Origin of the sequence: Mycobacterium sp. TY814 (genome assembly GCF_030755175.1) — a bacterium.
Classification (GTDB): domain Bacteria; phylum Actinomycetota; class Actinomycetes; order Mycobacteriales; family Mycobacteriaceae; genus Mycobacterium.
Genome location: NZ_JAUFRY010000001.1, coordinates 1,900,819 through 1,915,040, shown reverse-complemented (window position 1 = coordinate 1,915,040; position 14,222 = coordinate 1,900,819). Strand labels below are relative to the sequence as shown.

The following is a 14,222-nucleotide window of genomic DNA, read 5'->3' as shown; positions in this document are numbered from 1 at the left end:
TTCATACCGCGAGCAGACGTAAAAGCTCCCGCACGCCCGGCGTGTCGGGAGCTTTTACGTTCCGCCGCAAGCGGGCGGTGCCCCCAGCTCGCGCAACCTAACTCAACCGCGGAATGACCTGCGCGGCAAGGCGATCCATCTGCTCCCGGTCCTCCGCGACATTTTCGCCGACGGGATTGAACAGCAGCATCTGCGCGCCCGCGTACATCACTTCGCGGAGTCCGCGGACGACATCGGACGGTGTGCCGTAGACCGGGACCGTCTCGATCCCGGCCATGCTCCCGTAGATGCGACGCAACCCGGCCAGCACCCGCTCGCGGGCACGGTCGGCGTCGTCGTCGACCATCAGGTACACGCGCTTGCCGATGGTGAAGCCCGCCGGGTCCTTCTGTTGTTCGGCGAGTTCGCGACGCACGGTTTGCACCGCCTGGGCGAAGTCCGACGTGGATGACGAACCGGCGCCGAGGAAGGCGTCGCCGTGCCGGACCGCCCGGGCCAGCGCCTTGGGTGCGGTGCCGCCGAACCACAGCGGCGGGTGGGGCCGCTGGACCGGCTTGGGCTGGATGGGCAGGTCGTCGACATCGCGGAACCTGCCGTGGAACGTCACCCGCGGCTCGTCGGACCACGCCGCTTTCATGAGCTGCAGGCCTTCGGTGAAATAGCTTATGTAGGAATCGGTTTCGACGCCGAAGGCGGCGAACTTGCGGCGGCCGCCACCGGGTGCGACCCCGATGTCGAGCCGGCCGTGGCTGAGGCGGTCGACCGCGGTGATCGACGAAGCGAGCTGCAACGGATCATGCAGCGACGTCACCAGCACCGCGACGCCCAGGCGCAGTCGCGTCGTACACGCCGCCGCATACGCCAGCAGTTCCAGCGGAGCCAGCAGCGGTGAGGCGCCGATGATCTGTTCGAGCACCCAGCCACCCTCGAACCCCAGTTGCTCGGCGCGGGCCAGATAGGAGCGCAGCCCTTCGGCGTCGAAGTCGCCCGGAACGAGTTGAGGGATAGCGATGGAGTACCTCACGGGCTCCACCGTACGGGCCGGGCCGGCGCCGATCGGTAGGCTTCAAAGATGTTCGCGTTTTTACCTACGCTGCCCGGCGCCGGCGAAGTCCGTGCCCTTTTCGACCGGGTGGACACCGCTCGCCACCACGGCGTGCCGAATGGTTGCGTGCTGGAGTTGAGCCTGCGCAGCACGCCACCGGAGTCCACCGGCTTCGACCCGTTCACCATCATCACCGGCGGCGGCCGTCAGATGTCGCTACGGGAGACGGTCGCCGCGATTCACCGCGCCGCCGAGGACCCGCGGGTGGCGGGGATGATCGCCCGGGTGCAGCTGCCGCCCTCGCCGATCGGGGCGGTCCAGGAATTGCGCGACGCCATTGCGGCGTTCAGCGCCGTCAAGCCGTCCGTGGCATGGGCGGAAACCTACCCGGGCACGCTGTCCTACTACCTGGCGTCGGCGTTCCGGGAGATCTGGATGCAGCCGTCCGGGGGAGTCGGGCTGATCGGTTTCGCGGCCAATGCGATGTTTCTGCGCGATGCGCTGGACAAGGCGGGCATCGAGGCTCAGTTCGTAGCCCGCGGCGAATACAAATCTGCGGCAAACCTTTTCACCGAAGACGGCTTCACCGATGCGCACCGCGAGGCGGTCACCCGCATGCTCGAGAGCCTGCAGAGTCAGGTGTGGCAGGCGGTGGCCGAATCACGCAAGATCGCCGTTGAGTCGCTCGACGCCATGGCCGACCGCGCGCCGCTGATGCGCGACGACGCGCTGGCTTCCGGGCTGGTCGATCGGATCGGATTCCGGGACGAGGCATACTCCCGCGTGGCGGAGTTGGTCGGCGTCGGGGACGGTTCGTCGAACGGTGACGTCGACGCCGAGGAGAAGCCGCCGCGGATGTATCTGGCGCGCTATGCGGGTGCGGCCCGGCCGCGTCTGGCACCGCCGGTGCCCGCAATTCCTGGGCGCCGGGCGAAGCCCACCATCGCTGTGGTCACCGTCGAAGGAACGATCGTCAACGGCCGGGGCGGTCCGCAGGGCCTGCCTCTCGGTCCGTCGAATGCCGGCGGGGACACCATCGCGGCGGCACTGCGCGAGGTCGCCGCCGACGATTCGGTGTCGGCGATCGTGGTCCGGGTGGACAGTCCCGGCGGCTCGGTCACGGCATCGGAGACCATCTGGCGGGAGGTGAAACGAGCTCGCGAGCGCGGCAAGCCGGTCGTGGCGTCGATGGGCTCGGTAGCCGCGTCCGGCGGTTACTACGTCTCGATGGCTGCCGACGCGATCGTCGCCAACCCGGGCACGATCACCGGTTCCATCGGGGTCATCACCGGGAAGTTGGTGGTGCGCGACCTCAAAGACCGGTTGGGGGTGGCCTCGGACACGGTCCGCACCAACGCCAACGCCGATGCCTGGTCGATCGACACCCCGTTCACGCCGGAGCAGCAGGCCAGGCAGGAGGCCGACGCCGACCTGTTCTACACCGACTTCGTGCAGCGTGTCGCCGACGGCCGCAACATGACCACCAAGGACGTGGATATCGTTGCGCGCGGGCGGGTTTGGACGGGCGCCGACGCGCTTGAGCGCGGTCTGGTCGACGAGCTCGGTGGTTTCCGCGCCGCGGTGCGCCGCGCCAAGGTGCTGGCCGGGCTGGACCCGGACACCGAGGTGCGCGTGTTGAGTTACCCCGGCTCGTCGCTGCTGGACATGCTGCGGCCGCGGGCGTCGTCACAACCGGGCGCTGCTTCGCTGTCCGAAGCCGTCGGCGCGCTGCTCACCCGCTCGGTGGCCGGAATCGTCGACCACGTCGAGCAGACGATGACCGGTGCCCGCGTGCAGTGGTTGGGCCAGGCGCGCTTCTGAGCGTGCGCCGCTAGCTTTCGAAGCGGCCGCTGATGTAGACGATCTCGCCCAGCGGGTCATCGTCTTCGGGGCCGGGAATGCGCAGCCCGCGCTGGGTGAACAGTTCGGTCCGCGTCACCCCGTCGGCCTTCCAGCCCTTGTCGCGCAGGTAGTCGACGGCGTGATTGCGGGCACCGGAATAGACCAGCGAGCCCATGTCGATGTCGACGCCGTGGTCTCGGAATCGGCCGGACATCTCCGACGCCTTCTCCACGTCGAAATCGACGATGCCGGGTACGAATTCGGTCGCGACGGTGCTGCCGGGGGCACTGAGAGAGGTGATGTTGTCGAACAGCCGGTCCTGGGCTTCGGGGGGAAGGTAGATCAGCAGCCCTTCGGCCAGCCACGCGGTGGGCTGGCTGGTATCCAGGCCGGCCTGCTTGAGCGCGGTGGGCCAGTCGCCGCGCAGGTCGATCGCGACGGTGCGCCGAGTCGCGGTCGGCTCGGCCCCGACGTCGGCCAGCGCCGTGGTCTTGAACTCGATGACCTGAGGCTGGTCGATCTCGTAGATCACTGTGCCGTCCGGCCAGGGCAGCCGATAGGCGCGCGCGTCGAGTCCGGACGCCAGGATCACGACCTGCCTGATACCGGAACCGGTGGCGTCGGCGAAGTATTCGTCGAAGTACTTGGTGCGCACGCCCATTCCGTCGATCATCGCCTGGACACGTTCGGGTGTGATGTTCTCGAACGCCGCGGGGTCGAGTTCGCCGTCCATCATCTTGACGAAGAAGTCGACGCCGACCGCCCGCACCAGTGGTTCGGCAAACGGATCCTTGATCAAGCCGTCAGGGGCCATGGTCACCATCGCGCGCCCCGCGGCGACCATGGTCGCGGTGGCGCCGACACTCGACGCGAGATCCCAATTGTCGTCGTCAGCCCGTGGCATGTCTGTCCTATCTGTCGGGGTTAGTGCCGTGTATACAACGCCGCTTCGATCTGTGGCATTTCCACCCCCGGAAAGTTGGACCGAATCGGTACCATTTGACGGTCTAATTAAGGCACGCTGAAGCGATGAGTAACCCGACTTTGTTAAATGACAAGGTGGACGGCAAACGCGTGCTCATCACGGGGGCGTCATCGGGAATCGGCGCGGCTCTGGCCAGGGCGCTGGCCTCCCGGGGCGCAGTGGTGGGGGTGGTCGCGCGTCGTGAAGACCGGCTGACGGAGGTCCTGGCTGACTGCCTTCGCGGCTCACCGGATTCGATGATGTGGGTCGCCGATCTCGCCGACGGCATTACCGCCAGTAGGCTGGCGCTGCAAGCCTGGCACGCCATGGGCGGCATCGACGTACTGGTCAACAATGCCGCAATCCCCAAGCGGCGCAGGGTGACCGCGCTCAAGCCGGTCGAGGTCGAGAGTGTCATGCAGGTCAACTTCCTCGCTCCGATGCGGCTGACACTGGCTCTGTTGCCGCGCATGCTTGCCAGACGGGCAGGCACCATCATCAATGTGTCGAGCGTCGCCGGACGGCTCGGCATCGCCGCTGAATCCGCCTACTGCGCGAGCAAATTCGCCCTCTGCGGCTGGAGCGAGGCGATGGCCATCGACTTGGCGGGCACCGGGGTGTCGGTGAAGTTGATCCAGCCCGGCCCGGTGGACACCGAGATCTGGGACCAGCCCGACAATGAACCGCCCGAGTACCGCGGCCCCAAGGTCACGCCGGAAGAGGTTGCCGAGGGCATCATCGCTGCCATCGACAGTGATCGATTCGAGCACTACCTGCCCGACCTCAAGGCGGTGGTCGATGCCAAGAACACCGATCTCGACGCATTCATTGCCGGCATGGCGCAACGGTGAGGGCACTCGCCCACGGTGTGAAACCGAAGGTGGCGATCGATCAGCGCTAGGTGCGCGAGAGCATCTACGCCGGGCGGATCGCCTGGTAGTACGCGAGCTGTCCGACCACACGCTGCGTCTGCCGGGCAACCTCTCTGCATTCGAACCCGGCCTCGTTCAGCAGCCGCGGAATCGCGTCGCCGATGTTGTCACTGAAATGTGGATTTCGCTTCACCAGTCGTGCAAGCAGACCGTGGTGAGTGTGCGCGCCGCCGGCGATGTCGACGAGGTGCAGGCGTCCACCCGGCCGCAGCACGCGGAACGCCTCGGCGGCCACAGCGGCTTTGGCGTCTGCGCCAACGTGGTGAAGCATCATCGACGACAGCACCCGGTCGAACTCGCCATCGGCGTAGGGCAAACGCTGCGCATAGGCGGCATCGAACCGAATTCCGGTCAGACCGGCTGCCTTTCGCTGTGCCCGGTCGAGGATCCGGGGGTCGGGATCGGACCCGACCGCGTCGATCCCAGGCCGAGATCGCTTGGCTTTGATGATGACATTCCCGGTGCCGCAACCGATTTCCAGTACGCGCTGTCCGTCGGCGAGTTCGGCCTGCTCGATAAGCCGTTGATAGACGCTGGTGAAGCCCAGCAAGCGGGACATTAGGTCATATGCGGGCAGCAGCGCCTGGTGACCGGTCGCAGGCAGAAAATCATTTGGATGATGATTGGTCATAAGGACCATATTTACGCGTTGTTCGACAGCATGATTGGGTGATCATTGCCTCAACTTGGATTATCTTTGGCAGTATGACCCAAGCCACCCGGCTCCGCCGGCACCGTGATGGCGTGCCGGTCTACGGTTACCGGACCGACCCCGAGATACCCCCCGTGTCGGTGGTTCGCTATCACGAGTTCGCTGAAGGCCGGCCGCATATCCACGACTTCCCCGCGCTCTGGTACGTGCCGGCGGCGGCCGTGGTCTATGTGGCCGCCCCGGGAAAGGTGCTGGACCCGAAGCAGGTTTTTCCGGTCGGGGATGGGATCGCGGTCTTCTTCGATCCGGTTGCCCTCGGCGAGGACGGGCGATCGCCCTGGCCGGCTTGGCGGACACATCCGCTGCTGTTTCCGTTCCTGCACGGAGAAAGCGGCGGGGTGCTGCGCCTGCAGGTGCGCGACGATCGTAAGACACTGTGGGAAGGCACGATCCGGTCCATCGAAAGCGAAGTGACCGGGCGTCAGGAAAGCTATCGACAGGCCGCACTCGCGCACCTGACGCTGCTGCTGATCGAACTTGCCCGCGTGGCCGGCGACATCGTCGGCGATCTGCGGCGCAGCGGCGAACCGTTGTTGGCCGATGTCTTCGCTGTGATCGACCGCCGGATCGGCGAACCGCTGTCGCTGCGCGATGTGGCCGGCGAAGTCGGCATGACGCCGGGTCACCTGACGACGGTCGTCCGCCGTCGCACCGGACGGACGGTGCAGGAGTGGATCATCGAGCGGCGCATGGCCGAAGCGCGTGACCTGTTGGCCGAGACCGATCTCCCCGTTGGCGAGGTCGCCAGGCGTGTCGGCATAGCGGACGCCGGATACTTCAGCCGGCTCTTCAGCAGGGCGCACGGCGGCTCGCCCCGTCAGTGGCGTGCCGGCCACGCGCACCGGTTGTGAAATGCCCGACGCGATACGGGCGTGTCGCGTCTTGAGATTCACAGTCGGCGGCACCGGGGCTGGGCACAGGGGCTGGGCGCAGGGCGGCCCCAAAGGGGGTTAGCCCAGGGCCCCGTAGGATCCGGTGACAGGCAGGTCAATCGGCGTGATGACGCCGGGGGCGGCGTCGCAGACGAACGGGATGGCGTTGACGGCCGCCACGGCGGTGCTGTCCATCAACACGGTCATCGCGTCCTGACCGGCACGTCCGAAGCGGATCGTCGCGTCGACGAATGGCTGCCCGTCGATCACGATGCTGAAGCCTTCGGGATCGTTCCATTGCGGATCGAGCCCGTCACTGCTCATGGTCCAGCAGATGGCCAGTTCGACCACCGTCTTTCCATTGCGTAGCCCGCGGTAGGTTCGGCGCTGACCGGCGACGGTGCCGGCTTTGTAGGTGATCCAGCCGAGTTCCACATCCTCTTTGGCCACCGCGTTCTCCACGAACGCCTCTTTGGCCTCGAGCTCGGCGCCCAGCATGGCGGCCACCATGTCCAGCGTTTCGAAGTAACCCAGGCCGAAGCGTTGGGCGGCGGGGTCGATCGGCACAATCCGCTGGCGGGGGGGCTTGCCGAAACCCAGCACCCGCCAGGCGTCCCGCACCGGATAAGTGGTGCAGTCCAGCGTCTCCACCAGCTTGACGCTGTGCACCCGGCGGCATGCACCGGTGAGGAAGCCGGCCACCACGTTGATGAATCCGGGCTCGAAACCGGTGCCGAGAAACGTGGCACCGCCGGCCCGGGCCGCCGTCTCGAGCGCCGCACGCTCGGCCGGGTGGTGGGTGCCGGTCAGGAAATCTCCCGTCGTGACGACGTTGATCCCCTGGCGGAGCATCCTGGCCACCAGCTCGAAGTCGATGACCCGCGGCATATAGTTGACGCAGTCCGGGGCCAGATCCAGCAGTGCGTCGACGTCGTCGGTCGCGTTCAGCCCCAAGGGTTCTCGGTCGGCCAGGGTCCCGGCGTCGCAACCCACTTTGTCCCCGCCGAATGCATGGACTCCCACGACGTCGAAGTCGTCGCGCTCGAGCAGGATGCCCAGTGCCCGCTTGCCGATATTGCCGGTCGACCATTGCACCACGCGCCGCATGCCCCACGGTAACCGTTGACAGCCCGACTCGAACACTGTTCTAATCAGAACGTTGTTCGAAACGGGGGCAGGAATGGACGCGCCGGTACTGCGTTACGGCGCACTGGATCGTGACCACCTCACCAAGCACCTGTGGCAGTTGGCCAAGCGAGTCGGTGTGCATAAGGTGACGATGCGGGAGCTGGCGGCCGAAGCAGGCACCCGGCCGTCGTCGGTGTACTACCACGTGCGCGACAAGTCCGAACTGCTCGATCTGCTGATCGAATCGGTACTGGCGCAGATCGTGGTGCCACTGCACGGCGACTGGGAATCCCGACTGGTCGCGCTCTATATGAACGCGTGGCAGGTGCTCGTCGAGGTTCCGGGGATCGCCGGCCTGCTGCAGGGACACCCGCACACCGCGGCGGCGACCGAGATGGATCGTGCCACTCGCCGCATCCTGCATGAATCGAGTTTGCGCGCCGAGCATTTCGAGGCGGCGCACGCTGCGTTGTATGTCCACCTGTTGGGCTCGGTGCAGCTTGAGCACCTGCGCCGCACCGACGACGGGCCCAGCGATGAGAAGTTCTCCTATGGCCTGCGCCTGATCCTCAGCGGCCTGCGCAACGAGATACAGGGGGGATCGTGACGGACACCGCGGTCGACTTGGCCGAGCCCGGGTTGTGGGCTTCGGAGTTCCCCGACGAGCTGTTTGAGCAGTTGCGGACCCGTACGCCGGTCTTCCACCAGAAACTCACCGATGACGTCAAATCCGCGGTAGGCCGGGAATTCTGGGTCTGCACCAGGCATGCCGACGTCGCCCGTGTGCATCGCGATTATGAATCGTTCACGGCAACTCGCGGGCCACTGATTCAGGATGTGCCCCTGTTCGACGCGTACCCGGCCATCGTGAGTCTGGATCCGCCGGATCACACCATCCGCCGCAGGGTGATCACCCGTGCCTTCACGCCGCGGGCCGTGGCGAAATTGGAGGACGGCATTCGCGCCCGCGCCAAGGCGATGGCCGGCGCATTGTTACGCGACGGTGGCGGCGAATTCGTAGATCTTGCTGCGGGACTTCCGATTTCGGTAATCGGCGATATCGTCGGGATTCCCGAAGCCGACCGGCCGCGTGTGTTCGCACTCATCGACAAAGTGTTGAAGACCGCGGGCGGGCAGATGTCGGTTCCCGACGGTGACGACCTGATGCCCTTCCTGGAGTTGTTCCAGTACGCCAGTGAGCTGACCACCCACAAGCGTGACCATCCCGTGGATGACATCTGGAGTGCGCTGTGCACCACCGAGATCACCGCGGATTCGGGGGAGAGCTTCCTGCTGCCGGCCAATGAGCTGGAGATTTTCTTCTTCATCCTCGGCTTGGCCGGCGCTGACACCACACGCAACGCGTTGTGCGACGGCATCCGGGCGTTCGTCGCCAACCCAGACCAGATCGCGTTGTACCGGAACGATCCGCAGGCACGCGCCACCGCGGTGGAAGAGGTGATCCGCTACTCCACGCCCATCATCTTCTGGGTACGCGGGGCGACGAAGGATGTGACGCTGGGCGACACCCTGATTCCCGAGGGTGCCCGCGTGGTCACCATGCTGCGGTCGGCGAACCGCGATGAGGACGTCTTCGCCGACCCCTACCGCTTTGACGTCCGCCGTGATCCCAACCCGCATCAGTCTTTTGGTGGTGGCGGTGCCCACCACTGTCTGGGTGCAATGCTGGCCCGCGCCGAGGTCAGGGCGGCCCTCGACGAAATTCTGTTGCCTACCAACACGATCGAACTCGGCGAACCCAGGCTGCGGCTGCCGCACCTGGCCAACAACATGACCGTGTACGAATCAGTGCCGGTGACCCTGCGCTAGAGCGGCTCGATGTCCAGCCAGCGATCGACCTCGAATCGGTCGTCCACGGCGCGCAGCGTCGCTCCTCCGTGACCCGGGTAGTGCGCGGGTACGACGGCCGCCCCGGCCGCGGCGGCTTCGGCGAAGATCCGGCGGCGGGTGACCGCAGCGGCGGCCTGGTCGATGTCGAAGGCGCAGGGGTCGTCGGGGCGGCGCACCTGTATCGGGTTGTGGGTCAGATCGCCGACGAAGACCGCCGGCCGGCCCGCGTCGAGCCACAGCACCGAGGAGCCGGGGGTGTGCCCGGGCGCGGGGCGTAATCGCAGGGCAGGGCTGATCTCGTAGTCGTCTGACCATTGGACGATTTGCGCATCCACCGGCAGGACGCTGTCCTCGAACACCAGCCGGTTACCGAGCTGTTGCAGCGCTTCCTCCTCGGTGCGCGGATCCTGTTGTGCCGCTGCCCCGTCGGGGTGGAAGTGGCGGTAGTCAGCCTGCGGCACCAGGTACCGGGCGTTCGGGAACGTCGGCAACCACGCGTCGTGGTGCAGCATGGTGTTCCACCCGACGTGATCGGAGTGGACGTGGGTGTTGACCACCACGTCGACGGCATTGCGGTCGACGCCGGCCGATTGCAGCGCCGCGAGGTAACCGGTGTTCAGCTGGTCCAGCGGCGGCATCTGCGGGCGCGTCCGGTCGTTGCCGACGCCGGTATCCACGACGACGGTCAGTCCGTCGACTTCGATCACCCAGCTCTGGATCGCGATATGCAACTGATCGGTGCCCGGATCGAAGAAGTCCGGTGCCAACACCTCGTTGTCGCGCCATCCGGCTGCCGGGGTGTGCGGGAAGACCCGGGTCGGCAGGTCGAAGCGCAGCTCCAGTACCCGGGTCAGTCTGGCGCGTCCCAGCTCGACGGCATCCATTACGTCCTCCTCGCCGAGCGTGAATTACCCGACGTGTCCGCCGCGTGTCGCGTGGAAAACTTCACAGTCGGCGCGGGCTCTCACCGGCCGCGCAGGTAGGTGTAGACACCGGCGAAGTTCCGGTTCACTTCCTCGGGAACCGGCACGTATCCACCGAGGGCCTTTGCGCCCCAAGCGATCTGCGCTGTGCGCTCGACCAGCGCGGTGATATGCATGGCCTTGTCCGGCCGTGGTCCCACCGCCACCAGGCCGTGGTTGGCGATCAGCGCGGCCCCCCGCCCTTCCAGCGCCTTGACCGCGTTGGCACCGACGTCGGGGGTACCGGACGCGGCGTATTCGGCGCAGCGCACGTCGCCGCCGCAGTACACCGCGAACTCGTCGATGCAGGCCGGGATGGGCTGGTGCGCGACGGCGAACATGGTGGCCCACACCGGGTGGCTGTGGATGACGCTGCCGATGTCGTCGAACGCCTGGTAGCACGCCAGGTGCAGCTGCATCTCGGTCGAGGGCATGCGGCCGTCCCTGGCCCGCAGTACGGCGCCGTCCGGATCGACCAGCACCAGGTCGTCGAGGGCCATGTCGGCGTAGTCGACGGACGACGGCGTGATCACCAGGTTGCCGTCGGAGCGCCGGGCGGAGATGTTGCCCGCGGTGCCTTCCACCAGACCACGACGCAGCATGTCCTTGGCGGCCGCCAGCACAGCATCTTCGGCATTCTCAACGAATTTCATGAGCCCAGCACCTCCGGGTTGACGATATGGGCGGGCCTCTCGCCGGACAGCAGCGCCTCCAGGTCGTCGGCAACCAGCTGTGCCTGCCGCGCCTCAGTGTTCCACGTGGCGCCGCCGATATGCGGGGTGAGCACGACATTGGGCATCGCGGTCAGCGGGTGGTCGGTGGGCAGCCATTCGCCGGCGAAATGGTCCAGGCCGGCGGCGGCCACCTTGCCGGTCCGCAGTGCGTCGACGAGGGCGTCGACGTCGTGCAGCTGGGCCCGTGCGGAATTGAGGAACACCACGCCGTCACGCATGGCGGCGAACTGTTCGGACCCGATCATCCCGACGGTGTGGTCGGTGACCGGTGCGTGCAGGGAGACGACGTCGGATTCGGCCAGCAACTGCTCGAGGGTGTGGTGGGCGTCGGCGCAGTAGGGGTCGTGTGCGATGACCCGCAGGCCCAGGCCTGCCAGCCGCCACTGGGTTGCCCGGCCGACCGCGCCCAGTCCCACCAGCCCGGCGGTGAGTCCGGCGATCTCCCAGCCGCGGAACCGCTGATACGGGATGGTGCCATCGCGAAAGATGTTGCCGCTGCGGACATCCGCGTCGGCCGCCACCAGGCGCCGGGTGGCGGCCAGCAGCAAGGCGACGGTCATCTCGGCGACCGCGTCGGCGTTGCGGGCCGGGGTGTTCAGCACCGGGATGCCGGCCGCCGTGGCCGCGGCGACGTCGACGTTGTTGGGGTCGCCGCGAGTGGCCGCAACGGCACGCAGCCCCAGCTCGAACACCGGGCCCTTGACCGAATCACTTTCCACCACAACAATGTCGGCCGATTCCGTGCTGATCCGTTCGGCCAGTTGCTCGGCGTTGTAGATGCGCAGCGGGCTCTGGTCGATCCAGGGGTCGTAGACCACGTCGGCCAGGTGGCGGATCTTGGCGAAACCCGGGCCGCGGAGTGGGGCCGTCACCAGGGCGCGTGGTCGGGACGTCACGAAACTCCATGCTGGCGTACCGTGGCGCCCGTGTCACGTGAAGACGTCACAATCGGCATCGACGTCGGCACTACGGCGGCCAAGGCGGTCGCGGTCGACGAGAGCGGCCGGGTGCACGCGCGGGCGCGGATTCCGCATCAGCTACTGGTGCCGGCCCCCGACCGGCTGGAACACAACGCCGAAGAGGCGTGGCGCGAGGGACCCGTCACCGCCCTCGGCCGGTTGAACCGGCCGGATGCCAAAGCGGTGGCCGTGTCGTCGATGGTGCCGTCGTTGACGGCCGTCGACTCCGAAGGCAGTCCCATCACGCCGGGGCTGTTGTACGGCGACAGTCGCGGCCGGGTACCCGACGCCGCCGAGCAGCCGGTGCCCGCGGTCGGCGAGGCCGCCGAATTCCTGCGGTGGACGGCGGCCGAGGCGCCGGGCGCGGCCGGTTACTGGCCGGCGCCGGCCGTCGCCAATCACGCGCTGGCAGGGGAGGCGGTGATCGACTTCGCCACCGCGATCACCTCGCTCCCGCTGTTCGACGGCGCGGGCTGGAATGCGGCCGCCCTCGCCGACCGTGGCGCCACCGTCGACCAGATGCCGCGGGTCGAGACGTTCGGGAGACCGGTCGGGCAGGTCCGCGGTTCGTCGGCGGTGCTGGCCACCGGCGCGATCGACGCCCTGTGCGAACAGATCGTCGCGGGAGCGGATCACGAGGGCGACGTCCTGGTCTTGTGTGGCACCACCCTGATTGTGTGGATCACCGTTGCCGAGGCCCGGCAGGTGCCCGGGTTGTGGACGATCCCGCACACCGCGGTCGGCAAGAGTCAGATCGGTGGGGCCAGCAACGCCGGCGGTATGTTCCTGGGCTGGGTGGATCGTGTTGTCGCGCAAGCGGATCCGCTGGGCGCCGACCCGAGGCGGGTGCCGGTGTGGTTGCCCTACATCCGCGGTGAACGCACGCCGTTCCACGATCCGGACCGGCGTGCGGCGCTACATGGTGTGGACCTCACCCAAGACGCCGCGTCGGTGCGGCGGGCGGCCTACGAAGCGTCGGGTTTCGTCGTACGGCAGATCCTCGAGCTGAGCGGTGCGCCGGTGCGCCGCATCGTCGCCTCCGGCGGCGGAACCCGCGTGCAGCCCTGGATGCAGGCCATCGCAGATGCGACCGGGCGGCCCGTGGAGGTGTCTGCGGTGGCCGAGGGGGCGGCACTGGGCGCCGCCTTCCTCGCCCGGATGGCGGTGGGACTGGAATCGGTGATCACCGACGCGTCCCGCTGGGCCGCGGTGGAGCGGGTCGTCGAACCCCGCTCCGCGTGGGTGGGGCCGACCAAGGATCGGTACCGCCGCTTCTTGGAGCTGAGTGGCTCCAGATTGGCTTAGCCGCGATCGCAAGCGCGGGCGTGGGCCGGGGGCTGCGGGTCGCCCTAATTGGGCTCCGCCTGGTGGCGCGGTGAGTGCTCTGTCGTTCTACGCTAGTGCAATGACTGACCACGACCAGACCGCAGCCCGTCGAGAGATCGCAGACGCTTTGCTTGCCGCGTTGGAACGCCGGCATGAGGTCGCCGATGCCATAGTCGAGGCCAAGAACAAGCCCGCCGCCGTCGAGGCGATCGTGCAATTGCTCGGTACCTCTCATCTTGCTGCCGAAGCCGTGATGAGTATGTCGTTCGATCAACTGACCCAGGACGCGCGCGCGAAGATCCTCGCGGAGCTCGACGACCTGAACAAGCAACTCAGCTTCGCCCTCAGCGACCGGCCGGCAAGTTCGGGGGAGACCCTCGAGCTGCGTCCCTTCTCCGCCGCGCAGGACCGTGACATCTTCACGACCCGCACCGACGAGATCAAGGCCGCCGGCGACGGCTCCGGTGCACCCGCCGGCAGCATCGACGACGAGATCAGCAAGGCGCTCAAGCGTCTGCACGACGAAGAGGCCGTGTGGTTCGTGGCCGTCGACGCCGGCGAGAAGGTCGGCATGGTGTTCGGCGAACTCCTCAACGGTGAAGTGAACGTCAGGATCTGGATCCATCCCGAGCACCGGAAGAAGGGCTACGGCACGGCGGCGCTGCGCAAGTCGCGCTCAGAGATGGCCTGGGCCTTCCCGGCCGTGCCGATGGTCGTTCGGGCGCCTGCGGCCAACGCCGGGTAACACGCCGGGACGCGACCCCGCTGCGGCTGACGCCGCGCGGAATCTTCGTCAGTTCATTTACACGCTCGTCACACGCGCTTAAGATCGAGCCGTCCGTATTACCGTCACAGCCCACTGGCGGGGGTTTATGTGCCATCGGTTGAGCCAACA

At 67.2% G+C, this 14,222-nt stretch carries 14 protein-coding genes; 7 read left to right on the top strand and 7 right to left on the bottom strand.

All coding sequences use genetic code 11. The features are described 5' to 3' along the window. Positions 1 to 97: 97 nt before the first annotated feature. Positions 98 to 1,024, bottom strand: coding sequence for an LLM class flavin-dependent oxidoreductase (locus tag QXH22_RS08340; protein WP_306242222.1), 927 nt, complete (start codon positions 1,022 to 1,024; stop codon positions 98 to 100). Positions 1,025 to 1,072: 48 nt separating this feature from the next. Here QXH22_RS08340 and sppA point away from each other — a divergent pair, with 48 nt between their 5' ends. Further along, on the top strand, positions 1,073 to 2,866 hold the full coding sequence (sppA, locus tag QXH22_RS08335) for a signal peptide peptidase SppA (protein WP_306275339.1): 1,794 nt from the start codon (positions 1,073 to 1,075) through the stop codon (positions 2,864 to 2,866). A gap of 10 nt (positions 2,867 to 2,876) precedes the next feature. Here the strand turns inward: sppA and QXH22_RS08330 are convergent, their stop codons facing one another. Continuing rightward, positions 2,877 to 3,791 carry a class I SAM-dependent methyltransferase gene (locus tag QXH22_RS08330; protein WP_306242220.1) on the bottom strand — a complete coding sequence of 305 codons (915 nt, stop codon included), beginning with the start codon at positions 3,789 to 3,791 and terminating at the stop codon, positions 2,877 to 2,879. A gap of 125 nt (positions 3,792 to 3,916) precedes the next feature. On the opposite strand from QXH22_RS08330, the gene QXH22_RS08325 reads away from it, so the two are divergent. Further along, a complete protein-coding gene (locus QXH22_RS08325; protein ID WP_371934170.1) occupies positions 3,917 to 4,702 on the top strand; it encodes an SDR family NAD(P)-dependent oxidoreductase in 786 nt (261 codons plus the stop codon). A 64-nt stretch (positions 4,703 to 4,766) separates the two neighbouring features. Here the strand turns inward: QXH22_RS08325 and QXH22_RS08320 are convergent, their stop codons facing one another. Then, positions 4,767 to 5,414 (bottom strand): class I SAM-dependent methyltransferase, encoded by a 648-nt coding sequence (locus QXH22_RS08320; RefSeq protein WP_371934169.1) that lies wholly within the window; start codon positions 5,412 to 5,414, stop codon positions 4,767 to 4,769. 74 nt (positions 5,415 to 5,488) lie between these two features. Here QXH22_RS08320 and QXH22_RS08315 point away from each other — a divergent pair, with 74 nt between their 5' ends. Continuing rightward, on the top strand, positions 5,489 to 6,346 hold the full coding sequence (locus QXH22_RS08315) for a helix-turn-helix transcriptional regulator (protein WP_306242218.1): 858 nt from the start codon (positions 5,489 to 5,491) through the stop codon (positions 6,344 to 6,346). Positions 6,347 to 6,445: 99 nt separating this feature from the next. On the opposite strand, the gene QXH22_RS08310 is transcribed toward QXH22_RS08315, so the two are convergent. Further along, a complete protein-coding gene (locus QXH22_RS08310) occupies positions 6,446 to 7,474 on the bottom strand; it encodes a dihydrodipicolinate reductase (protein WP_306275336.1) in 1,029 nt (342 codons plus the stop codon). A 73-nt stretch (positions 7,475 to 7,547) separates the two neighbouring features. Between QXH22_RS08310 and QXH22_RS08305 the strand changes: the two genes are divergently transcribed. After that, complete coding sequence (locus tag QXH22_RS08305) at positions 7,548 to 8,102, top strand: TetR/AcrR family transcriptional regulator (protein ID WP_306242216.1); 555 nt, start codon at positions 7,548 to 7,550, stop codon at positions 8,100 to 8,102. Next, positions 8,099 to 9,325, top strand: coding sequence for a cytochrome P450 (locus QXH22_RS08300; protein ID WP_306242215.1), 1,227 nt, complete (start codon positions 8,099 to 8,101; stop codon positions 9,323 to 9,325). The genes QXH22_RS08305 and QXH22_RS08300 overlap by 4 nt, the downstream gene beginning before the upstream one ends. On the opposite strand, the gene QXH22_RS08295 is transcribed toward QXH22_RS08300, so the two are convergent. The 3 genes from QXH22_RS08295 to QXH22_RS08285 form a co-directional block, all read right to left on the bottom strand. After that, on the bottom strand, positions 9,322 to 10,230 hold the full coding sequence (locus QXH22_RS08295; protein ID WP_306275335.1) for an MBL fold metallo-hydrolase: 909 nt from the start codon (positions 10,228 to 10,230) through the stop codon (positions 9,322 to 9,324). The genes QXH22_RS08300 and QXH22_RS08295 overlap by 4 nt on opposite strands. 80 nt (positions 10,231 to 10,310) lie before the next feature. After that, a complete protein-coding gene (locus QXH22_RS08290) occupies positions 10,311 to 10,961 on the bottom strand; it encodes an L-fuculose-phosphate aldolase (RefSeq protein WP_306242213.1) in 651 nt (216 codons plus the stop codon). After that, positions 10,958 to 11,938: an NAD(P)-dependent oxidoreductase gene (locus QXH22_RS08285; protein ID WP_306275334.1), complete on the bottom strand. Its 981-nt coding sequence runs from the start codon at positions 11,936 to 11,938 to the stop codon at positions 10,958 to 10,960. The genes QXH22_RS08290 and QXH22_RS08285 overlap by 4 nt, the downstream gene beginning before the upstream one ends. Positions 11,939 to 11,968: 30 nt before the next feature. Between QXH22_RS08285 and QXH22_RS08280 the strand changes: the two genes are divergently transcribed. Both QXH22_RS08280 and QXH22_RS08275 read left to right on the top strand, forming a co-directional pair. Beyond that, positions 11,969 to 13,306 (top strand): FGGY-family carbohydrate kinase, encoded by a 1,338-nt coding sequence (locus tag QXH22_RS08280; RefSeq protein ID WP_306242211.1) that lies wholly within the window; start codon positions 11,969 to 11,971, stop codon positions 13,304 to 13,306. 100 nt (positions 13,307 to 13,406) lie between these two features. Beyond that, positions 13,407 to 14,072, top strand: a complete 666-nt coding sequence (locus QXH22_RS08275) for a GNAT family N-acetyltransferase (protein ID WP_306275333.1) — start codon at positions 13,407 to 13,409, stop codon at positions 14,070 to 14,072. Positions 14,073 to 14,222 lie beyond the last annotated feature (150 nt).

Coding starts and splice junctions, on each gene's coding strand:
- sppA (WP_306275339.1), top strand. CDS start 1,073: ATGTTCGCGTTTTTACCTACGCTGCCCGGCGCCGGCGAAGTCCGTGCC.
- QXH22_RS08330 (WP_306242220.1), bottom strand. CDS start 3,791: ATGCCACGGGCTGACGACGACAATTGGGATCTCGCGTCGAGTGTCGGC.
- QXH22_RS08325 (WP_371934170.1), top strand. CDS start 3,917: ATGAGTAACCCGACTTTGTTAAATGACAAGGTGGACGGCAAACGCGTG.
- QXH22_RS08320 (WP_371934169.1), bottom strand. CDS start 5,414: ATGACCAATCATCATCCAAATGATTTTCTGCCTGCGACCGGTCACCAG.
- QXH22_RS08315 (WP_306242218.1), top strand. CDS start 5,489: ATGACCCAAGCCACCCGGCTCCGCCGGCACCGTGATGGCGTGCCGGTC.
- QXH22_RS08310 (WP_306275336.1), bottom strand. CDS start 7,474: ATGCGGCGCGTGGTGCAATGGTCGACCGGCAATATCGGCAAGCGGGCA.
- QXH22_RS08305 (WP_306242216.1), top strand. CDS start 7,548: ATGGACGCGCCGGTACTGCGTTACGGCGCACTGGATCGTGACCACCTC.
- QXH22_RS08295 (WP_306275335.1), bottom strand. CDS start 10,230: ATGGATGCCGTCGAGCTGGGACGCGCCAGACTGACCCGGGTACTGGAG.
- QXH22_RS08290 (WP_306242213.1), bottom strand. CDS start 10,961: ATGAAATTCGTTGAGAATGCCGAAGATGCTGTGCTGGCGGCCGCCAAG.
- QXH22_RS08275 (WP_306275333.1), top strand. CDS start 13,407: ATGACTGACCACGACCAGACCGCAGCCCGTCGAGAGATCGCAGACGCT.